15 protein-coding genes are annotated in these 21441 nt (G+C 73.1%); 9 read left to right on the top strand and 6 right to left on the bottom strand.

All coding sequences use genetic code 11. The features are described 5' to 3' along the window. Positions 1 to 8 precede the first annotated feature (8 nt). Positions 9 to 407 (bottom strand): roadblock/LC7 domain-containing protein, encoded by a 399-nt coding sequence (locus tag ACFYST_RS03830; protein WP_387634770.1) that lies wholly within the window; start codon positions 405 to 407, stop codon positions 9 to 11. After that, positions 404 to 3073, bottom strand: a complete 2670-nt coding sequence (locus ACFYST_RS03825) for a nitrate- and nitrite sensing domain-containing protein (RefSeq protein ID WP_387859619.1) — start codon at positions 3071 to 3073, stop codon at positions 404 to 406. The genes ACFYST_RS03830 and ACFYST_RS03825 overlap by 4 nt, the downstream gene beginning before the upstream one ends. A 338-nt stretch (positions 3074 to 3411) precedes the next feature. Between ACFYST_RS03825 and ACFYST_RS03820 the strand changes: the two genes are divergently transcribed. Together ACFYST_RS03820 and ACFYST_RS03815 are read left to right on the top strand one after the other, a co-directional pair. Then, positions 3412 to 5235: an AMP-dependent synthetase/ligase gene (locus ACFYST_RS03820; protein WP_387859617.1), complete on the top strand. Its 1824-nt coding sequence runs from the start codon at positions 3412 to 3414 to the stop codon at positions 5233 to 5235. Between the two features lie 208 nt (positions 5236 to 5443). Then, positions 5444 to 6598 carry a polysaccharide deacetylase family protein gene (locus tag ACFYST_RS03815; RefSeq protein ID WP_387859615.1) on the top strand — a complete coding sequence of 385 codons (1155 nt, stop codon included), beginning with the start codon at positions 5444 to 5446 and terminating at the stop codon, positions 6596 to 6598. 133 nt (positions 6599 to 6731) lie between these two features. Here the strand turns inward: ACFYST_RS03815 and ACFYST_RS03810 are convergent, their stop codons facing one another. Both ACFYST_RS03810 and ACFYST_RS03805 read right to left on the bottom strand, forming a co-directional pair. Then, positions 6732 to 7529, bottom strand: a complete 798-nt coding sequence (locus ACFYST_RS03810; RefSeq protein WP_387634781.1) for an SGNH/GDSL hydrolase family protein — start codon at positions 7527 to 7529, stop codon at positions 6732 to 6734. A 1265-nt stretch (positions 7530 to 8794) separates the two neighbouring features. Then, positions 8795 to 9388 carry a hypothetical protein gene (locus tag ACFYST_RS03805; RefSeq protein WP_387859613.1) on the bottom strand — a complete coding sequence of 198 codons (594 nt, stop codon included), beginning with the start codon at positions 9386 to 9388 and terminating at the stop codon, positions 8795 to 8797. Positions 9389 to 9615: 227 nt separating this feature from the next. Here ACFYST_RS03805 and ACFYST_RS03800 point away from each other — a divergent pair, with 227 nt between their 5' ends. Next, entirely contained in the window at positions 9616 to 10788 is a 1173-nt protein-coding gene (locus ACFYST_RS03800; RefSeq protein ID WP_387859612.1) for an exonuclease SbcCD subunit D, read from the top strand. Positions 10789 to 10810: 22 nt separating this feature from the next. Next, positions 10811 to 13837, top strand: a complete 3027-nt coding sequence (locus tag ACFYST_RS03795) for an AAA family ATPase (RefSeq protein WP_387859610.1) — start codon at positions 10811 to 10813, stop codon at positions 13835 to 13837. 52 nt (positions 13838 to 13889) lie between these two features. Here the strand turns inward: ACFYST_RS03795 and ACFYST_RS03790 are convergent, their stop codons facing one another. Further along, positions 13890 to 14720 (bottom strand): alpha/beta fold hydrolase, encoded by an 831-nt coding sequence (locus tag ACFYST_RS03790; RefSeq protein ID WP_387859609.1) that lies wholly within the window; start codon positions 14718 to 14720, stop codon positions 13890 to 13892. Between the two features lie 22 nt (positions 14721 to 14742). After that, positions 14743 to 14958: a hypothetical protein gene (locus tag ACFYST_RS03785; protein ID WP_387634793.1), complete on the bottom strand. Its 216-nt coding sequence runs from the start codon at positions 14956 to 14958 to the stop codon at positions 14743 to 14745. A gap of 123 nt (positions 14959 to 15081) precedes the next feature. On the opposite strand from ACFYST_RS03785, the gene ACFYST_RS03780 reads away from it, so the two are divergent. From ACFYST_RS03780 to ACFYST_RS03760, 5 genes are read left to right on the top strand one after another with little or no spacing between them, the layout of a single operon-like run. Continuing rightward, positions 15082 to 15264: a hypothetical protein gene (locus tag ACFYST_RS03780; protein WP_387859607.1), complete on the top strand. Its 183-nt coding sequence runs from the start codon at positions 15082 to 15084 to the stop codon at positions 15262 to 15264. 9 nt (positions 15265 to 15273) lie between these two features. After that, the gene (gene pqqC / locus ACFYST_RS03775) at positions 15274 to 15975 is read left to right on the top strand and encodes a pyrroloquinoline-quinone synthase PqqC (protein ID WP_387634798.1); all 702 of its coding nucleotides are present in this window, start codon (positions 15274 to 15276) and stop codon (positions 15973 to 15975) included. A gap of 3 nt (positions 15976 to 15978) precedes the next feature. Beyond that, complete coding sequence (pqqE, locus tag ACFYST_RS03770; protein ID WP_387859605.1) at positions 15979 to 17403, top strand: pyrroloquinoline quinone biosynthesis protein PqqE; 1425 nt, start codon at positions 15979 to 15981, stop codon at positions 17401 to 17403. Positions 17404 to 17422: 19 nt separating this feature from the next. Continuing rightward, on the top strand, positions 17423 to 18325 hold the full coding sequence (gene pqqB, locus ACFYST_RS03765; RefSeq protein ID WP_387859604.1) for a pyrroloquinoline quinone biosynthesis protein PqqB: 903 nt from the start codon (positions 17423 to 17425) through the stop codon (positions 18323 to 18325). 58 nt (positions 18326 to 18383) lie between these two features. Further along, the gene (locus tag ACFYST_RS03760) at positions 18384 to 21425 is read left to right on the top strand and encodes a choice-of-anchor D domain-containing protein (RefSeq protein ID WP_387859603.1); all 3042 of its coding nucleotides are present in this window, start codon (positions 18384 to 18386) and stop codon (positions 21423 to 21425) included. The last annotated feature ends 16 nt before the right edge of the window (positions 21426 to 21441 follow it).

Raw genomic sequence — 21441 nt, 5'->3', positions numbered from 1 at the left:
CTAACCAGTCAACTCCTCGGCTCGGCGGCCAGGTGCTCCCCGACGCGCTTCACCAACAGTGCCATCTCGTAGGCGATTTGGCCCACATCGGATTCGGCATCGCTGAGCACGGCCAGGCAACTGCCGTCGCCGGCGGCGGTGATGAACAGGAAGGCCTCGTCCAGTTCGACCATGGTCTGCCGGACGCCGCCGACCTGGAAGTGCCGGCCGGCGCCCTTGGCGAGGCTGTGGAAGCCGGCGGCGACGGCCGCCAGGTGCTCGGCGTCCTCCCGGCCGAGGCCGCTGGAGACGCCGGTGGCCAGGCCGTCGCTGGACAGGATTACCGCGTGCCGAAGGGTCGCGACGCGGCCGACCAGGTCGTTGAGGAGCCAGTCGAGGCTCCCGGACGGCGGTGTTGTTGCGGTCATGATTCGGTTCCTTCTGCTGGTGCGGGCGGTGCGTCCGGCGGCTGGTGCGCCGGGGGGACGGAGCGGACGGGGGCGGCCGGCAGCGCGGGAGGCACCGGCGCGGAGGGGAGCGCGACCCGCAGCCGGGGCGGGCGGCCGGGCTGCGGCGCGGCCGGCGCGACCCGCGCGCCGGGGCGGTCGCCGGGCGCGGCCGGGTCGGGCTCGGAACGGACGACGGTCAGCGAGGCGGGCTGCAGCCGGTCGCCGCGGCCGCGGGCGAAGCCGCGCTGGAACGAGGCGAACGCGGAGCGGGCCTCCTCGGGGCTGCGCTCGCGGGCCGACTCGGGGGTCTCGGGGCTTGTGCCGGCCCGGAGTTGGGGCGCGAGGCTGGCCTGCCGGACCCGGCGTGGCAGCAGCCCCCCGGCCACCGGCGTGAGCGGCGTGACGGGCGCACCGGACACCCCGGCGGCCTCGGACACCTCAGCAGCCGCGGGCACCGCAACAGGCGCAACAGGCGCGGCGGGCTCGGCGTCCTCCGTCCGCCGGTGCCGCCCCGTCCCGGATGCGCCCTCAACGGCCGCTTCCTGTCCGGGAGTTCGCCGTCGCGGCAGCCCGCCGGGCTTCGCGGACGGGTCGGCGGCGGACGGGCGCGGCCCGCCGAGCACCTTCGCGGGCGCGGCATGCGCGGGCGCGGCGTGCGCGCGGCCGGGTTCGGCGGTGCCGGCGGCCCGGCGGTGGGTGGTGTCGTCGGCGGCGGGGCGGGCCCCGTCGGGGGCCATCTCGGCGGCGTCGGCGAGGAGTTCGCGCGGGATCAGCACCACGGCGGAGGTGCCGCCGTACGGGGAGGGCCGCAGGTGGACCCGGATGCCGTGCCGGCGGGCCAGCCGGGAGACCACGAACAGGCCCAGCCGGTCGGTGTCGGCGAGGTCGAACTCCTGCTCCACGGCGAGGCGCTGGTTGATCTCACCGAGGTGCTGCTCGTTCAGGCCGAGGCCGCGGTCGTCGATCTCCAGGCAGAAGCCGTGCGCGACCACCTCGCCCTGGACGGTGACCTGGGTCTGCGGCGGGGAGAACACCGTGGCGTTCTCGACGAGTTCGGCGATCAGGTGGGTGACGTCGGCGACGGCGGAGCCGAGCAGTCCGGTGCCGGGGAACGGCCGGACGATGACCCGGGCGTAGTCCTCGACCTCGCCGACGGCGGCGCGCACCACGTCGACCATCCGGACCGGCTTGCGCCAGGCGCGGCCGGGCGAGCCGCCGGAGAGGATGATCAGGCCTTCGGCGTGCCGGCGCATGCGGGTGGTGAGGTGGTCGAGCCGGAACAGGTCTTCGAGTTCGCGCGGGTTCTCGGTGCGGCGCTCCATGGTGTCGAGCAGGGTGAGCTGACGGTGCAGCAGCACCTGGGAGCGGCGGGCCAGGTTGACGAAGACGGCGGAGACGCCGCGGCGCAGCTGGGCCTGTTCGACGGCGGCCTCGACGGCGACCCGCTGCACCTCGTTGAAGGCGCGGCCGACCTGGCCGATCTCTCCGGTGCCGAAGTCGAGTTGGGGGACTTCGGCGACCACGTCGACCTCTTCGCCGAGGCGCAGCCGGTGCATCACGGAGGGCAGTCGGTTGGCGGACAGGTCGGCGGCGGCGTTGCGCAGGCCGACGAGTTCGCGCACCAGGCGGCGGCCGATGCGGTAGGAGACGGCGATGGAGATCACCACGGCGAGCAGGCCGACCAGGCCTGCGACGCCGCCGCGCAGCAGGGAGTTGACGGCGTAGGCGTGGGCCTGGTCGCCGATCTTGGAGGCCAGGCGGGCGTTCATGGTGGCGATGTCGTTGAGGACCCGGTCGGCGTTGTCGCCCCAGTTGTCGACGGGGCCGCCGCGGACTTCGGCGGCCCGGTCGGTGGCGTTGTCGAAGCCGGTTTCGGCGAGGGTGAGGGCGTGCCAGGCCTCGCTGTTGCGCAGTTCGATGTAGTCGTGCTGGTCCTGCTGGTCGAGTTCGGCGACGTAGACCCGGAACAGGGTCTGCTGGGCGTGCATGGCGTCCAGCGCGATCTGCTGCTTGCGGATGTCGGTGGCGGCGGTGGCGGTTCCGGCCCGCAGGGCGCGCATCGCGGCGGTCTCCTGGGCCAGGTAGTCGGTGGCCCGGGTGAGTTCGACCAGCAGGGTGCCCTGGCGGGGCAGTGCGCCGCTCTCCTTGGCGACGAAGGAGGACCGGAAGGCGAAGACCGGTCCGATCAGGGCGCTGTAGTCCTTGAGCGCGCCGTCCCAGCTGGATTGGTGCTGGCCGATCTGGCTGCGGACGGCGGCGAGTTCGTCGGCGGACGCGAGGAGGTCGTGGAGGCGGGCGCGCTGGTCGCCGTCGAGCTTGCCGGCGTCGCGGCTGCCCGCCTGGTAGCGCAGCAGTTGCAGGTCCCGGTCGGTGACGGTCTGGGACTTCAGGTAGGAGTCGGTGTAGGCCTTGTTGGCGGGGTCGGCGAGGCGCAGCACGGCGGCGGTGCGTTCGATGCGCAGGTCGTCGACGTACTGGTCGGCGGGGCCGCCGAAGGCCGTGTAGGTGTCGCTGAGGTCGAGTTGGTTCCACACGCCGCTGGTGGTGATCAGTGTGGAGTAGGCCCACAGGCCGCCGAGCGCCACGATGGGCACCAGGAGCAGCGCGATGATCCTCGCGCGGATCGAGCTGCGGCGCAGGCGCATGTGGGTCCTCTGGTGGTCCTCGGTCGGTGTGGTCGCCGGGCACGAGCGGCCGGGGGCAGGAATGAGCATGAAGAGGTACGGAGGGGTACGAGAGCCGCGAGCCTACTACTTACTGACCGTCCGTTCGTAGGGTGAATTTGCATCGTGATCGTGTGGTGTCCGTATCGTCCTTTAATTTCCTCACCAGCGTCCTTCAGTGCCCCCACCTGCGGCACTGTGCCCGGTGCGGGGTGTCGTCGGGCGGTGACTCTGGGCAGCACCGCGTCGATCGGGTAGCTTCGCCGGTGCCGCCCTCCGCCTGTGCGATCCGGGGCGGGGATCGGCGGAACGGGGGTACCGTGCGAGAGATCAGCAGCCCCGCGCTCGGCAGCTCGGCGGTGACCGGCGGGCTGGCCGACTCGGTGTTCGACCGGGCCGAGCGCGAACCGCGGCTGGTGCAGTTGTCCCGCTGGGCGGACGGCGCCTGGCGGCCGGTGACGGCCGTTCAGTTCCGCGACGAGGTGCTGGCCCTCGCCCGGGGTCTGCTCACCCGCGGGGTGCGCTACGGCGACCGGGTCGCGGTGATGTCCTCCACCCGCTACGAGTGGACGCTGTTCGACTACGCGCTCTGGTCGGTCGGGGCGATCCCGGTGCCGGTGTACCCGACGGCGGCGCCCGAGCAGGTGCGCTGGATCCTGGCCGAGACCTCGGCGGTGGCCTGCGTGGTCGAGGACGAGGACCAGGCGATGACGGTCGGCGCGGTCTGCGACGCGCTGCCGGCGCTGACCGGCATCTGGCAGCTCGACCGGGGCTGCGTCGAGCAGTTGATGGCCGACGGGCAGGAAGTGCCGAACGCCCTGGTGCACCGTAGACGGGTCGGGGTGACGCCGGATTCGCTGGCCAGTGTCATCTACACCTCGGGCACCACCGGCCGTCCGAAGGGCTGTCTGCTGACCCACGGCAACTTCGCGGCGGTGGCGGACGCGGTGCTGGACGGCTGGGCCGAGGTGTTCTCCGACACCGGCGGCGACCAGCCCGCCACCTTGCTGTTCCTGCCGCTGGCGCACGTGTACGGCCGGCTCACCCAGGTCGCGGCGATCCGCGGCGGCATCCGGATCGGCCACCACGCCAAGCTGGCGGCGGACAGTCTGCTGCCGGCCCTGGCGGCGTTCCGGCCGACCTTCCTGCACGCGGTGCCGTACATCTTCGAGAAGATCCACCGCCGGGCCCGGGAGGCCGCCGAGGCGTCGGGCCGGCTGGAGACCTTCCTGCAGGCCGAGCAGGTGGCGATCGAGTGGGCGACGGCCTGGGAGCGCCGGGCGCACCGCAAGGGCCCCGGCCCGTCCCCCGCGCTGCGGCTGCGGCACGCCGTGTACGAGCGCCTGGTGTACCAGCGGGTGAGGGCCGTGCTCGGCGGCCGGGTGCGCTCGGTGATCTCCGGCGGGTCCATGCTGAGGCGGGAGTTGGCGCTGTTCTTCGCGGGCGCGGGCATGACGGTGTACGAGGGCTACGGCCTGACCGAGACGACCGCCGCGATCACCGCCAATCCCCCGGACCGGCCCAGATTCGGCACCGTCGGCCGCCCGGTGCCGGGCGCGGCGGTGGCGATAGCCGAGGACGGCGAGGTGTGGGTGCGCGGCGCCGGCGTGTTCTCCGGCTACCTCAACCATCCGCGCTGTACGCAAGAGGCGCTGCACGGCGACTGGTTGGCCACCGGCGACCTCGGTTCGCTGGACGAGGACGGCTACCTGACCTTGACCGGCCGCAAGAAGGAGGTGATCGTCACCTCCAGCGGCAAGAACCTCGCCCCCGCGATCCTGGAGGAGCGGGTGCGGGCCCATCCGCTGGTCGCCCAGTGCCTGGTGGTGGGCGACAACCGGCCGTACCTGGCCGCGCTGATCACCCTCGACCCGGTGGCCCTCGCGCACTGGCTCAAGTCCCGCGGCCGCCCGCAGCTGGACATTCACGGGGTGCTCACCGACCACGAGCTGCACCAGGAGGTGCAGCGGGCCGTGGCCGCCGCCAACACCACCGTCTCGCGCGCCGAGTCGATCCGGGCCTTCCGCTTGCTGCCGCACGAATTCACCCTGGACGACGGCCTGTTGACGCCCTCGCTGAAGATCCGCCGAGCAGCGGTGGCGGACCGCTACGCGCAGGACATCGACGAGCTGTACGCCGGCTGAACGGCCGGCCCGTTCCGGCCTCTGACGCTCCGCCATTAAGGCAACCTCAACGCACGGTACGGCGGTTGACCGATCTCCGACAGTCCCCTTGACCGCCGGGATTGGTCCAGTCCATTGTGTGCACCTGGCCCGGTGCGGCAGGGCCGCGACCGACCCCCGCCCCTCCGGGAGTCACGTCTTCTCTCCTCCCCCACACTGGAGTTGATCCGTGCTCAGTTCCGCACGCCGCCGTCTCGCGACGGCTGCCGCCGCCACCGTGCTGGCCGCCCTCGCCACCGCCCCGGCCGCACACGCCGATGCCCCGGCCGCGCACGCCGGCGCCCCGACGAACACGGCTGCCGACGCCCCCGCGGTCAACCTGGCCACCAACCCTGGATTCGAGATCCCCACCCTCCCGCTCGCCGACTGGGGCTCCATCCCCGGCTGGCACTGCACGGCCGGCGAGGGCGCCGCCACCACCGCGGCCCACACCGGCGGCTCCGCGCTGGCCATCACCCCGGCCTCCGCCGACTCCACCGGCCAGTGCACCCAGACCCTCGCGGTGCGCCCCAACACCAGCTACACCTACCGGGCTTGGGTGCACGGCTCGTACGCCTTCATCGGCGCCACCGGCACCGGCCACGACGTCCCGCCGGCCTGGACGGCGTCCACCGGCACCGGCTGGCAGCAGCTGTCCACCACCTTCACCACCGGCGCCGCCACCACCTCCGTGCAGCTGTACGTGCACGGCTGGTACGGCCAGGGCCCGATCGCGGTGGACGACGTCAGCGTCACCGGCGACATCCCCGCGCCCGCGTACGCCACCTGGAACGCGCCGACCTCGGACAAGGTGGTCTTCCTGACCATCGACGACGGCTGGTTCCGCACCCCCGAGGCCGCGCAGCTGATCGCCGACCGCAAGCTCCCGGTCACCGCGTTCCCGCTGCCCATGCCGGAGGGCTTCGAGCAGGACTACTTCAGCCGGATCACCGCCGCGCCCGGCTCCTCCATCCAGGACCACACCGTCTCACACCGCGACCTGACGACGCTGTCGCTCGCCGAGCAGCAGGCCGAGATCTGCGACGCCCGCGACGCGGTCACCGCCCGCTACGGCACCACGCCGACGATCCTCCGCCCGCCGTACTTCGCCTTCGACGCCAACTCCCAGCAGGCCGCCGCGAACTGCGGCATCAAGTACCTGCTGACCGCCACCGCCGACTTCACCTCCGGCGCCTCGAACGTCTACCACGGCGGCCCGCTCCAGCCCGGCGACGTGATCATCCTGCACTTCACCGACACCCTGGCGAGCGACCTCCAGCGCGCCCTGGACGCGGCCGCCGCGGCCGGCCTGAAGCCCGCCGCGCTGACCGACTACCTTCACTGACCCTCGCCGCCGCGCGGATAAGGCTGACGTATTGTCAGTCCGTGGCGGTTCACGAACACCGGTGCCCGGGCCCCTCCCATGGGCCCGGACACCGGCTCACGCGTCCCTCACGGACAAGCGACTGCTCCGGGGATCAGACGCCCGCGGAGAAGCTCGGCAGGTAGCCGTACGCCTGGCCCGAGGAGTTCGGGTGGTAGCTGTCGCTGACCGGCAGCGTGGTGCTGTTCAGCCACTGCGAGGACGAACCGCAGATCTCGTGGGTCGAGAAGATCGTCCGGACGTCCTTGAAGGTGAACCCGGCCGCCGCAACCTGCTTGGAGATCACCGAGTCCAGGGTGTCCGCCGCGCCGTTGATCGCGGTCCGCTTGGTGTCCGAGATGCCGACGATGCAGTTGCCCGGCACCTGGTACAGGTGCGGGTAACCCAGCACCACCACATGCGCGTTGGGCGCCTTCGCCTTGATCTGCGAGTACAGGTTGGAGAGCTTGCCCGGCAGCGTGTTGGTGGCGTAGCTCTTCGCCGTGTTCACGGCGCTCAGACACGAGGCCTCGCTGCTCAGCACACAGGTCTGCATGGTCGACGCGAAGCCCGCGTCGTTGCCGCCGATGGTGATCGAGACCAGGGTGGTCGTCGAGCTCAGCGAGCTGATCTGGTTGGCAAGCACGTCGTTGGTGGTCGCACCCGAGCAGGCGACGAACTTGAACGACGTCGGGGCGTGGGCGTTCTTCCACAGCTGCGGGTAGGCGTTGGTGCTGCGGCTGCAGCTGCCGCTCTCGCTGGTGTAGCTGCCCGAGCCGACACCCGCCGAGTAAGAGTCGCCGAGCGCCACGTAGTTGACGCCGGCGGCGCTCGCCTGGGTGGCGGCGGCAAGAGTGGCGATGGACAGGGCTGCCGCGGTGAGAGCGACGGTTACGGCACGAACGCGAGTCATCTTTCCTCCAATGAGTGATGCAGGCCACACATTGGATACCAGCCAGTAGCCTCGTGGGGAAGCGGTCATGCCAAAGAATTTGACGAACACTCATCCAACGGACACCTGAAAATCGCTACGCGCGGAGACCCACCCCTGACCTGGGCTGCGGAAATTCCCTCCAGCCCCCTCCCGAACGCCCGATCACCCAATTTTTCACCTGACGCACCGTCAACTCCCGCCCCATCTCCGAGCGCGACGACGGCGTGACACTCCGTGCCCGACTTCCGGGTCAACGTGCCGACACGCGCCGCCACTTGAACGCACCCGACGCCGAACTCCGGACACTGGACGGCGATTTCCGGACGCCAGGTCCGGGCCATCAGCAGCGAGGCGCAGGCCGGCGCGCAACACTTCCCTGCTCGCCCCGCCCGCCACCGCCGAGCAGCGCGCCGCGACCGGACCTGGCACCCGGTCGAGCGACAAGCGTGAGCCCCGACGGTTCGTCACCCACCCGTCCGACTCCACCGATCGCGACGATCACGCCCCGTGTCGACACCCCCGAGCAGCTTCGTCACGGTCCGAAGTCACCCGCCCGTCGAAATCCACCCACCCGCCCGCCACGGAAATCACAAATGCCCACCGGATTTCCGAAGAAATTCCGCCGCCAAAAACCCGGGCGCCGACGGTCCCGGAAATCGCCGGTCTTCCCGCGAGAACCACCTCCGAATTGAACAGCAGACCCGCCCCGGAGGAGGAATTCGAACCACCCGAGAGCGACCGCGGGCGGAGCCCGCCCCGAGCTCTCCGCTTCGCGCGGGCCACCGCCACGCGCACCCGAACTCCCGCGCGCGATCCCCCCCTTGGCGCGGCTTCAACCGCGCCAGGACGTGATCCACGCCACACGTCTCCCCCGGTCGCGCGGCCCGCGCGCCGGGTTCCGACATATACGCGCGCAAATTCCGTTCCACACCTCGGCAAACCGCGCCATACGACGGGAATACCCCGACAGCGTGAGGCGGATCACAGCCGACAATCGCCTTTCGCCCGCCCCGGCGACCGGTCTTGTCCGCGTTCGCCGCCGACCTGTGCGACGGGCACGCCCTACCGGGCGGTAATCATGTACAAGACCATTCGCAAGGCGACCAGGGCCGTTGTCGTCATTACCTCAACCGCAGCGGCCGCCCAAGGTGTGACGGGCCCGGAGCGCGGAGCACCCGACTTGCGCCGCCCGACAGTCATCAATCAATTGATGACTGTCAACGCTGAAACATCGAGCACCCGGCTCAGCGCAACCGGCAGCCCTCGAGCGGCAGTTCCTCGATCGTCTCGTTCGCCGACGCCGGAACCCCCAGCACCGCGACCGCCGCCGCCACCGCCGCCCGGGCCTGGTACAGGCCGGGGGTTCCCCAGCCGAGGAGTTCGACCGCCAGCCCGGGGGCGACGAGCAGCCGTCGGTAGTGGCGGCCGGACGCCGGATCGGGTGCGGACGGGCCCGCGCCGTGCAGCGCCGCGGCCATCCGCACACGCGCGCACTCGTGGCCGCCGTTCGCCGAGCCGACCCGGTCGTACAGGTAGCCGAGGTACAGCGGCGGGCCGATCCGGGCCTGAGCCTCCTCCCCCGCCTCGCGGGCCAGCGCGGCGCCCGGGTCGCCGGCGTCCTCCGTCTCCAGCGAGCCACCGGGGAGGCTGACGATCCCGTCCCGCGGGTTGACCAGCGTGAGCACCCGGCCGTCGGGGGCGAACAGCCAGCCCCAGGACTGCTTCACCGGCAGCCCCTCCGGTACCGCGATCCCCGCGTGCCAGGGCCACCCGGCATTCGGTCGGCGCCGGACCCGCCCGAGCAGTTCGGAGATCTCCGGGCTGTACTCGATGCCCATGCCACTCCCTCCGCACTCCGGGCGGCCACCCTCGCCACCTGATGATCTTCCCCGAACACCCGACCGATGAACAGCCCCGGCCGCCGGTCGGGTCACCGTCCCACCTGTCCCATCGGCCTCCGCCGCCTCTCCGCTCCCGGCCTGTCACCCGTACCTGTGATACTCGGTACCGGCCCGACCAGATGAAAGCGACGAGGAGTGACAGACATGCTGCGGGGAGCTTCGACGTGAGGCTGCTGCACACCTCGGACTGGCACCTTGGCCGTTCCTTCCACCGCGAGAACCTGCACGAGGCGCAGCGCGCGTTCCTCGACCACCTGGTGGCCACCGCCGTCGCCGAGCGGGTGGACGCGGTGCTGGTGGCGGGTGACGTGTACGACCGCGCGCTGCCGGGTCTGGAGGCCGTCGCGCTGTTCGACGACGTGCTGTGGCGGCTGGCCGAACGGAACATCCCGACCGTCTTCATCAGCGGCAACCACGATTCCGCGCGCCGTCTCGGTGTCGCGTCCCGCCTGATCGAGCGGGCTGGCATACACCTGCGCACCGATCCGGGCGCGCTCGCCGAGCCGGTGCTGCTGGACGACGAGCACGGGCCGGTGGCGGTGTACGGGCTGCCGTACCTGGAACCGGCGTTGGTGCGGGAGCGGCTGGGGCTGGCGAAGGGCGGGCACGAGCAGGTGCTGGCGGCGGCGATGGACGCCGTCCGGGCCGACCTCGCCGCGCGCCCTGCGGGCACCCGGGCCGTGGTGCTGGCCCACGCGTTCGTGACGGGCGGCGAGCCGAGCGACAGTGAGCGCGACATCGCGGTGGGCGGCGTGCAGTCGGTGCCGTCCGGGGTGTTCGACGGCGTGCACTACGTGGCCCTCGGGCACCTGCACGGCAGCCAGACCCTCGCTCCGCACCTGCGCTACTCGGGCTCCCCGCTCGCCTATTCGTTCTCCGAGACGAACCACCGCAAGTCGATGTGGCTGGTCGACCTGGACGCCGAGGGCGCCGTCGAAGCCACCCGGATCTTCTGCCCGCAGCCCCGGCCGCTGGCCCAACTGCGCGGCCGCCTGGACGATCTGCTCACCGCCGACGAGCACGACTGGGCCCGCGACGCCTGGGTGCAGGCCACCCTGACCGACCCGGTGCGCCCGGTCGATCCGATGGAGCGGCTGCGGGTCCGCTTCCCGCACACCCTGCAGTTGCTGTTCGATCCCGAGGGAGGCGAGCAGGCCGCGGCGCAGTCGTACGCGCAGCGGGTCAGCGGGCGCAGCGACCAGGAGGTGGTGGAGGGTTTCGTCGCCCATGTCCGCCCGGGGCGGGAGTTGGACGACACCGAGCAGTCCTGGCTGCTGGAGGGCCTGGAGTCGGTGCGCCGCACGGCCGCCGGCCGGGCCGAGGAGAACGGCCGATGAACCTCTCGAAGGGGAGCGCCCGATGAGGCTGCACCAGCTCACCGTCACCGCGTTCGGCCCGTTCGCGTCCACGGAGCGGATCGACTTCGACCGGCTCACCGCGTCCGGCCTGTTCCTGCTGCGCGGGGCGACCGGCGCGGGCAAGAGCAGTGTGCTGGACGCGGTCTGCTACGCGCTGTACGGCGAACTGCCGGGCTCGCGCAAGAGCAACGGCGTGCGCAGCGACCACGCCGACCAGGGGCGCCGCACCGAGGTGGTGCTGGAGGCGACGCTCGGCGGGCGCCGGCTGGAGATCACCCGCAGCCCGGAGCAGCTCCGCCCGAAGAAGCGCGGTGCGGGCTTCACGCAGGACAAGGCGCAGACGCTGCTGCGCGAGTGGGCCGCGGACGCCGGCGAGGGCGAGCCCGGCTGGGTCGCGGTCAGCAAGTCGCACCAGGAGGCCGGCGAGGAGCTGACCCGGCTGCTCGGCATGAACCGGGACCAGTTCTGCCAGGTGGTACTGCTGCCGCAGGGCGACTTCGCGCGGTTCCTGCGCGCGGACTCCAAGCAGCGCGCCGAGTTGCTGGGCAAGTTGTTCGACACCAGCCGGTTCGAGCAGTTGGAACGCTGGGCGGCGGAGCGCCGCCTGCGCCAGGAGCACGAGGTGCAGGCCGGCCGGCAGAGGCTGCGCGACCTGGCGGCCCGCGCCGAGGAGGCCGCCGGTCCGCTCGCGGAGGACGCCGCCGCGCACCGGCCCGACGAGAACGCCTCCGCCTCGGACGTGCTGGCCTGGGCGGCGATGCTGCGCGGCACGGCCGCCGAACGCGTCACCGCGACGGCGCTCGCGCTGGAGGCCGCCGAGTCCGCCCGCACCCGGGCCCGCGCGCACCTGGACGCCCAGCGCACCTTGGCGGACCGCCAGCACAACTACCACTCCGCGCTCGACAAGCATCTCCAACTCACCGCCACCGCCCAGGAGTCGGCCGCCGACCGGTCCCGCCTGCGGCTCGCGCTGGCCGCCGAGACCCTGGCCCCCCTGCGCTCCCTGCACCGCAGCGCGCTGGCCGCCCACACCGCCGCCACCGCCACCGAGTCCACGCACACCGCCACACTCAACACCCGGTCCGCCGCCCCCTGGGCCGCCCAGCTGCTCGGCGACCTCCCGCTCGCCGCCGCCGAACGCGCCCTGCACACCGAGGCGGCCCGCCTGTCCGGGGCCCGCGCCGACGAGCAGCGACACGCCCAACTACTGGTCGAGCGCGGCGAGTTGGCCGCCGAGCAGAAAAAGGCGGACGACCTGGCGGAGGAGTCGCAGGACTGGCTGTCCGGCTTCGACGACCAGCTGAAGCAGCTGAACGCCGACCTCGACGCGGCCCGCGACGCCCACACCCTGCTCGCCCAACTCGACGCCCAGCACGCCGATCTGACGCTCCGTCAGGGCGCTGCTCACCGCCACCACCGACTCCTTTCCTCACTCACCGCCACCGAGGCGGAGGTGCACGCCCTGACGGGCGCCGCGCTGGACGCCCGGTCCCGCACCCTGGACCTCCAGGAACGCCGACTCGCGGGCATGGCCGCCGAGTTGGCCGCCCAGCTGGCCGCCGGCGAACCCTGCCGGGTGTGCGGCTCGCCGGAACACCCGAACCCGGCCCGCCCCTCAGCCGACCAGGTCACCGCCGCCGACGAGCAGCGCGCCCGCGCCGCCCAGCACGCGGCGGAGGGCGAACTCGACGCCGCCAAGCGCCGGTTGAGCACCCTGCAGGCCGACACCGCGGCCGCCGAAACCGCTTCCGGCGGCCGCTCGGTCGCCGAACTCTCCCTCACCCTCGAAGAGTTGAACTCTTCTCGCCGCACCGCACTGCACACCGCGGAACGACTGGTCCCCCTGGGCCAGCAGGTCGAACGACTCGAGCACGAGCGCAAGGCCCGCCACGAGCGGCTGCGCCAGGCGGGCGAGCGCGGAGCCGTCCTCGCCGACCGGCTCGGCGCCGTCACGGCCGCACTCGACGCGCTGGCCGGCCGGATCGCCGCCGCCCGCGGCGACGCCCCGTCCGTCGCGGCCCGCGCCACCGCGGTGGACGCCCTCGCCGCCGCCGTCACCGCCGTCCTCGACGCCGCCCGCACCACCACCGAAACCACCCGCCGCCTCGCCGAGGCCACCGACGCCCTCGAACAGGCGGCCGCCGACGCGGGCTTCACCGACCTGCCCGCACTCGCCGCCGCCGAACTCCCCGCCCACCAACGCGACGCCCTGCAACGGCGGTTCGAGCAACTGGACGCCGCCCTGGAACAGGCCGCAGCCCGCCTCGCCGACCCCGACCTGCGCGCGGCCGCCGAACTCCCGCCCGCGGACGCCGCATCCGCACACGCCGCCGAGGAACACGCCACGGCCGTCCTGCGCACCGCCGACACCGCACACGGCACCGCCACCGCCCGGGTCACCGCCCTGGCCCGGATCACCGCCGACCTGACCGCCCTCGCCGACGCCTTCGCCCCCGTCCTCGACGCCTACGCCCGGATCAGCCGCCTCGCCGCCCTGCTCGCGGGCGCCCCCGCCGAGAACTCCCTGCGCATGCGCCTGGAGTCCTACGTCCTGGCCGCCCGCCTCGAACAGGTCGCCGCCGCCGCCAGCCAGCGCCTCCTCAAAATGTCCGGCGGCCGCTACACCCTGGTCCACAGCGACGGCCTGGTCTCCGGCAACAAGCGCTCCGGCCTCTCCCTCCACGTCGTCGACGCCTGGACCGGCCGCGAACGCGACACCGCCACCCTCTCCGGCGGCGAATCCTTCTTCGCCTCCCTCGCCCTCGCCCTCGGCCTCGCCGACGTCGTCACCGACGAGGCCGGCGGCATGCCCCTCGACACTCTCTTCATCGACGAGGGCTTCGGCACCCTCGACGAAAACACCCTCGAAGAAGTCATGGACGTCCTCGACTCCCTCCGCGAACGCGACCGCGCCGTAGGCATCGTCAGCCACGTGGCCGACCTCCGCACCCGCATCCCCGCCCAACTCCTCATCCGCAAACACCGCCACGGCTCCACCACCCACCACACCACCCGCGACGACACCTGACGCGTTGCGCCGGTGCCGCCGACCCGCTCATCCAGTAGCCGAACACCTGCCGCTACGAAGGCTCGCCGCCTGCCAGGAAGTCCGCCGCCACTCGGCCCCAACTCCTGATGTCCGCCAAGGTCGTGGCCGTGTGGAGGCGGGCGTCGGGGAGGTGGGCGGCGAGGGCGGTCGCGGTGGCGGTCGGGTGGATGGGGTCGGTGGGCCAGGTGAGGATCAGGGTGGGGTGGGGGAGGTCGCGGAGGCGGTCGGGGGTGGGCAGGTCGGCTTCGGCGGCGGCGCGGAGGACGGACGGGACGAGGTGCTCGGCGGCGTCGAACTCGGTGGCGTACTGCGGGACTTCGGCGAGCACCGCGGGCGGCCCGCCGATCTTCGCGGCTGCTCCGAGCGTGCCCGTGCCGCGCCGTTCCACCAGGGCGGCGGCGGCTCGCAGTCCGGCCCGTCGCGGGTCGCGGGCCGCCCAGGCGACGGCGGGGATGGCCAGCACCAGGCGGTCGAACCGTTCGGGGCGGGCGAGCGCGGCCCACAGGACGGTCGCGGTGCCCATGGACGCCCCGAGCCCGGTGACGGGTGCGTCCGGCGAGAGGTGGTCGCAGAGCGCGAGCAGGTCCTGGGCGAGCGCGGGGTAGCCGAAGTCCTCGGCGACGGCGCGCCCCGTCGAGTACCCGTGGCCGCGCGCGTCGTACCGGGCCAGCCGGTGCGTCGCGGTGAGCGGCGTCCAGTCGAACAGGCCGGCGCGCCTCTCGTGGGCCCGGCTGGAGAGCGAGCCGTGCGCGTGCACGGCGAGCGGGCCGTCCGCCGGCCCGGCCACCTCGAAGGCGAGCGTGGCGTGCGGACGTTCCAGCAGGCCGCCGACGGGCCCGGCGCTCGGCGCGAAAACGGTCATGGACCGATTGTCTGATGGATCATCAGCCGGAGCACGCGGCCCGCTGGGCCTGCTGCCAGGTGCAGACCGGACACAGCGTGGATCCTGGCGTCTCGGCCGGGTACTCGGTCTCCTCACCGCACAGCACGCACGTGGCACGCTCACCGGGCCCGCCGGCCAGCAACCCGCGGCGCGCCTGCTCCGGGTCGGCGGACACCTCGCAGACCTGCCCGGCACTCTCCGACTGCTGCTCTGCCATGCGCCCAGGGTACGTCCCCTGCCAGCGGGCCCCGCCCCGCGGACCGATTGCGCGGAGGCGGGTGCGGATCGATCCTGGAAACCGACCGTGTACATCCCCTCGTGATCACCTCCGGGGTGCTCCATGACGAACCAGTCGAACGCCGCCACCACCACCGCTCCCCCGCCCGCCGACCCGGCCGGCCCCGCACCCGCGGCACCGTCCGAGCCACCGCCCCGCGCAGACCTGCGGCGGTCCTGGTCGCCACCGACCGCGCAGAGCATCGAGCTCGCGCCCGAGGTCACGGCCTACGCGGGCCGACGGTAGCGGGCAGCCATGACGGACGACCGGACACCGCGCACCGTCCCGGAGTTCACCGCGGCCCTGCACGCGCACTCCGAGAGGTACTGGCACAACCACCCGTTCCATCTCAGGCTGCACCAAGGCGGGCTGAGCGAGGCGGAGTTGCGATCCTGGATCGCCAACCGCTGGTACTACCAGAAGTGGCTGCCCCAGAAGGACGCGGCGGTGATCGCCAACTGCCCCGTCCCGGAGGTCCGCCGCCGCTGGGTCAAGCGCCTCGCGGACCAGGACGGCACCGCGCCCGGCCAGGGCGGAAACGTCGACTGGCTCGCCCTCGCCGAGGCCGCCGGGCTCAGCCGGGACGAGGTGCTGGACGAGCGTCATGTCCTGCCGGGCGTGCGCTTCGCCACGGACGCCTACGTGAACTTCGCGCGCACCCGCCCGTGGATCGAGGCCGTCGCCGCCTCGCTCACCGAACTGTTCTCGCCGGGCCTGATGCGCGAGCGGCTCACCGCCCTGCGCACCCACTACGGATGGGTGGAGCCCGCCGGCCTCCGGTACTTCGAGCAGCGTCCGGCCGTGGCCGACGCCGACTCGGCCCACGCACTGGGCCTGGTCACCGAGTACTGCACGAGCCGTGAGCAGCAGGACGCGGCGCTGGCCGCGCTCTCCTTCAAGTGCGACGTCCTCTGGTCGATGCTCGACGCCATCGAGCACGCGACCGCGGCGGGCTGACGGGTGACCACGGCGGCGGAGGGCCCCTGGCGCCTGCGCCGGGGCGTCCGGCTCGGCCACGACCGGGTGCGGTCCGTGCCGGTACTGCTGCATCCGGACGGCGTGCTGGTGCTCGGCGAGACGGCCGCCGCCGTGCTCGCACGCTGCGACGGCGCCACCGGCACGACGGCGATCCTCGCCGCACTGGAACGGGAGTACGCCGGGGTGCGACCAGCCGAGGTGCGGTCCTTCCTCGCCTCGCTGGCCGACCAGCACCTGCTCGCAGCCGGCCCGGCCCTTCCCGCAACGCCCGAGCCCCCTCCCGAGACACCCGAGCCCCTTCCCGAGAAGCCCGAACGTCAGAACACTGACCGACCCGCCGCCCGCCCGTACGGCCTGCTCGCCGAACTGACCTACCGCTGCCCGCTGCGCTGCGCCTACTGCTCCAACCCGGTCGCGCTCGACGCGTACGCCGACGAGCTGAGCCCGGCCGAGTGGCGGCGGGTCCTCGCCGAGGCGCGGGCCCTGGGCGTGCTCCAGGTGCACCTGTCGGGTGGCGAGCCGCTGCTCCGGCGCGACCTGCCCGCGCTGGTGGCGCACGCCCGCGGGCTGGGCCTGTACACCAGCCTGATCACCGGTGGGCAGGCACTCTCCCGGGCCCGGCTGACCGAGCTGGCCGCCGCGGGCCTCGATCATGTGCAGCTCAGCTTCCAGGACGCGACGGCGGCTCCGGCGGACGAGCTGGCGGGCCGGCCCGTGCACGCGCGCAAGCTGGCCGCCGCCGCTCTGGTCGGGGCCGCCGGCCTGGCCCTGACGGTCAATGTCGTGCTGCACCGGCGCAATGTCGACCGGATCCCCGCTCTGATCGACCTGGCGTCGGAGCTCGGCGCGGACCGCCTGGAGCTGGCGAACACCCAGTTCTACGGCTGGGCGCTGCGCAACCGCGCGGCGCTGCTGCCGACCGCTGCCCAACTGGCGGCGGCCGAGGCCGCGGTGACGGCGGCCCGCGAGCGCCTGGCACACCGCATGCAGATCGTCTATGTCGTGTCGGACTACCACGAGAGCTGGCCCAAGCCCTGCATGAACGGCTGGGCCGGCCGTCAGCTCACCGTCGCGCCGAACGGTGACGTGCTGCCCTGCCCGGCCGCCGCGCAGATCCCGGGGCTCGGCGTGCTGAGTGTGCGCGACCGCCCGCTGGCGGACATCTGGTTCGACTCGCCGGCGTTCACCCGCTTCCGCGGCACGGACTGGATGCCCGAACCCTGTCGCAGCTGCGAACGCAAGGAGCTCGACCACGGCGGTTGCCGCTGCCAGGCCTTCCAGCTGACGGGGGACGCGGCCGCCACCGACCCGGTCTGCCGGCTCTCGCCGCACCACGCGCTGGTCACCGGGCTGGTCCGAGGCAGCGAGCCGGACCCCACCCCACCGCTGGTGCCACGCGGCGCCTGAACCGCGAAGGAGGGAAGCCATGCGGCTACGCGTACTCGGCACCGCCGCCGGCGGCGGCCTGCCGCAGTGGAACTGCGCCTGCCCGACCTGCGCCCGGGCCCGCGCGGCCGGCCCGGGAGCCTGGCGGACGCAGGAATGCCTCGCCGTCAGCGCCTCCGACGACGCCTGGTACCTGGTGAACGCCTCGCCCGACCTCCGCGTCCAGCTGCTCGCCGCACCCGAGCTGGCCCCGCCGGACGGCACCCGCGGCACGCCGCTGCGCGGGGTCCTGCTGACCGACGGCGAACTCGACCACACCGCCGGCCTGCTCGCTCTGCGCGAGGGCGCCGAGCTGGACATCCACGCCCCGCCACCGGTCTGGCACAGCCTCGGCGAGGTCTTCCCGCTGCGCGGCCTGCTGGCCCGCTACGGCACCTCCCGCTGGCACCCGCTCGACCGGCAGCTCCGGCTCGGCGGCAGCGAGGACGGCGGGCTGACGGTCGCCGCCTTCCCGGTGAGCGACAAGCGGCCCCGCTACGCCGCCCACGTCGACGCGCCCGGCCCGTGGGCCGTCGCCTACCGCTTCACGGACACCCGGACCGGAGCCTGCGCGGTCTACGCGCCCTCGCTCGCCGACTGGCCGGACGGCTTCGACGCGTTCCTGGCCGGCGCCGACTGCCTGCTCCTGGACGGCACGTTCTGGAGCGACGAGGAGCTGCAGCACGTCGCCGGCGAGCGCCGCACCGCCCGCGCCTTCGGCCACCTGCCGATCGCCGGGCCGGACGGCACCTTGCGGCGGCTGCGCCCGCACCCTGGCGCGCGGCGCCTCTACACGCACCTCAACAACACCAACCCGCTGACCGACCCGGACTCGGACCAGCACAAGGAACTCGCCGCCGAGGGCGTGGAAGTCGCCGCTGACGGCCTGGAGCTGCGGCTGTGAACCGCGCCGACCGTCACACCGCCCCAGCACTCGCTCGAAACGGAGAAGGAAGCGCACCATGACGCCGAATGTGATCGCCCAGGATCCGACCGTCTCGTTCAATCCGATGCGGACCGGCTGGGACTCGGCCCAGCCGCAGCTGGCGCCCAGCCAGGTGAGTGCCGCCGACTTCGGCCAGCTGTTCTCGACGGCCGTGGACGGGCAGGTCTACACCCAGCCGCTGGTCATCGGGTCCACCGTGGTGGTGGCGACCGAGAACAACAAGGTCTACGGCATCCACGCCGTCACCGGCGCGATTCTCTGGTCCAAGTCCCTCGGCCCCACCTGGCCGGCCGCCGCGATCGGCTGCGGCGACCTGGTCCCCAACATCGGCGTGACCTCCACCCCGGTGTTCGACCCCTCGTCGGGGCGGGTCTACCTCACCGCCAAGGTCAACGTCGACGGCGACCCGCACGGCAAGAGCGTGCAGTGGTTCCTGCACAGCCTGGACGTGGCGACCGGCAACGAGCCGCCGAACTGGCCGGTGAAGATCCAGGGCTCCCCGCCGAACAACGCGGGCGTCGTGTTCGACCCGTTCACGGCGCAGCAGCGGACCGGCCTGCTGCTGCTCGACGGCGAGGTGTTCGCCGGGTTCGGCGCGCACTGCGACGCGGACACGTACTTCGGCTACCTGGTCGGGGTGAAGACGGCGACCGGTGCGCTGCGCATGTGGTGCGCGCAGAACACGGGCGGCAAGACGCCGAGGTCCGGGGTCTGGATGGGCGGCGGCGGCCTGGTCTCGGACGGTCCCGGCCGGATCTTCTTCTCCACCGGCAACGGCATCTCGCCCGCGCCCGGCCCGGGCAACCAGCCGCCCGGCCACCTCGCCGAGTCGGTGATCCACGTGTCCAGCAACGGGCAGCTCACCCCGGTGGACTTCTTCAGCCCCGGCAACGCGGACCAACTGGACCTGCACGACCAGGACTTCGGCTCCGGCGGCCCGGTGGCCCTGCCCTCGCCGCCGTTCGGCACCACGGCCCACCCGAAGCTGCTGGTCCAGATCGGAAAGGACGGCCGGGTCTTCCTCCTCGACCGGGACGATCTGGGCGGTCGTGGCCAGGGGCCCGGCGGCTCGGACGGGGCGCTGTCCGTGGCCGGGCCGTTCCGCGGCGTCTGGGGCCACCTGGCGGTCTGGGGCGGTGACGGCGGCTTCGTGTACGTCCCCGAGAACGACGGCCATCTCCGCGCGCTCAAGTACGGCGTCGACGGCACCGGCACGCCCGTCCTGGCCAATGCGGGCACCAGCAGCGCCGAGATCGGCCACTACCCGGGCTCGCCGAGCGTGACGTCCGACGGCATGACCTCCGGTTCGGCGCTGGTCTGGGTCGTCTGCCCCGACCCCAAGGGTTCCGACGGCAGCAACGCGCAACTGCGCGCGTACGACGCGGTGCCGGTCAACGGCGTCCTGATGCTGCGCTGGTCGGCGCCGATCGGGACGGCCGTGAAGTTCGCCAAGGTCGGCGTCGGCTCGGGCCGGGTCTACGTCGGTACCCGCGACGGCCGGCTGATCGCCTTCGGCAGCCCGTCCCAGGCCGCCCTGACGGGTACTCCGGTCGACTTCGGGCAGGTCGCGGTGGGCGCCACCGGCAACGCCACCACGACGGTCACCGCGGCGCGCGGCGTGACCGTCACGGCGATCACCACGGCCGCGCCCTTCAGTGCCAAGCCCCCGGCCCTCCCGGTCACCCTGAACACCGGGGGCACCCTGGCCGTCCCGGTCGGCTTCGCGCCGACCGGTCCCGGTGGGGCGACGGGGACGCTCTCCTTCGCCGTGACGACGAACGGCGTCGCCGGCACGGTGGGCCTCGACCTGCACGGCACCGGCACCCAGCCCGGTTTCGCCGCGTCACCGCCGTCGCTGGACTTCGGCCAGCTGGCCACCCAGTCCTCGATGACGCTCAGCGTGATCGTCACCAACACCGGCACCACGCCCGAGACGATCGGCGGCACCACGTCGTCATCGCCCCCGTTCACGGTCGCCGGCCTGCCCCCGGTCGGCTTCAGCCTCGCCCCGGGCACCTCGCTCGCCGTGTCCGCCACCTACGCGCCGGCCGTCCCGAGCCCGGCCGGCGGCGACAGCTCGCAGTTCACCGTCACCGGCTCGGACGGGCTCTCGGTCACTGTCCCGCTCACCGGTACGGCCGTCGTCGGCGCCCCGCAGCTGACGATCAAGCCGACTTCGGTCGACTTCGGCCAGGTCCCGGTCGGCGGTTCGCTCAGCAGGACCTTCGACATCAAGAACACCGGCAACGTGACGCTGAACGTGACCAAGGCCGCGCCGCCAACCGCGCCGTTCTCCGCTCCCAACCCGATCGCCGAGGGCCAGCAGCTCGGCCCCGACCAGCAGGTCACCCAGACGGTGGTCTTCACCCCCACCACCGCCGGCCAGGCCTCCGGTCACTTCCTGCTCACCGGCGACGACGGCCAGGGCATGCAGACCGTCTCCTTCACCGGCACCGGAGTCACCAGCGGCAGCGTCGCCCCGCCGAGCGCGGACGACTGGACGTTCAACGGCACGGCCGTGCTCTCCGGCACCGACATCGTGCTCACCGAGGCCATCAACAACCAGACCGGATCCGCGCTGTGCGACATGGCCGTGCCCCCCGCGAACCTGCGCGCCCACTTCACGGCCGTCATCGGCGGCGGCTCGGGGGCGGACGGCCTGGCCTTCGTCCTGCTCGACGCGGCCCACGAGACACCGCACGCGCTCGGCGGTGGCGGCGGCGGGCTCGGCTACTCCGGACTGCACGGCCTCGCCGTCACCCTGGACACGTCCAAGAACGCCAACGACCCCTCGGCCAACTTCGTCGCCCTGGCCACCGGCGGCCAGGGCGACGCGCTCGTCTACGCCGCCACCGCGACCAACATCGGCGATCTGCGCACCGGCACCCACACCGTGGACGTGCAGGTCACCGGCGGCCGCGTCCAGGTCACCGTGGACGGCCGGGCGGCGATCGACACCACGGTGACCGTTCCGGCCGGCGTCCTGGTCGGCTTCACGGGCGCCACCGGCGGGCTCAACGACAACCACCGCGTCCAGGGGGTGTCGATCACCTTCTAGCGGCGGGCCGGCCGCC

The sequence above is a fragment of the Kitasatospora sp. NPDC004614 genome (assembly GCF_042873675.1).
Lineage (GTDB): Bacteria > Actinomycetota > Actinomycetes > Streptomycetales > Streptomycetaceae > Kitasatospora.
This window is presented reverse-complemented; position numbering and strand designations above follow the sequence as displayed.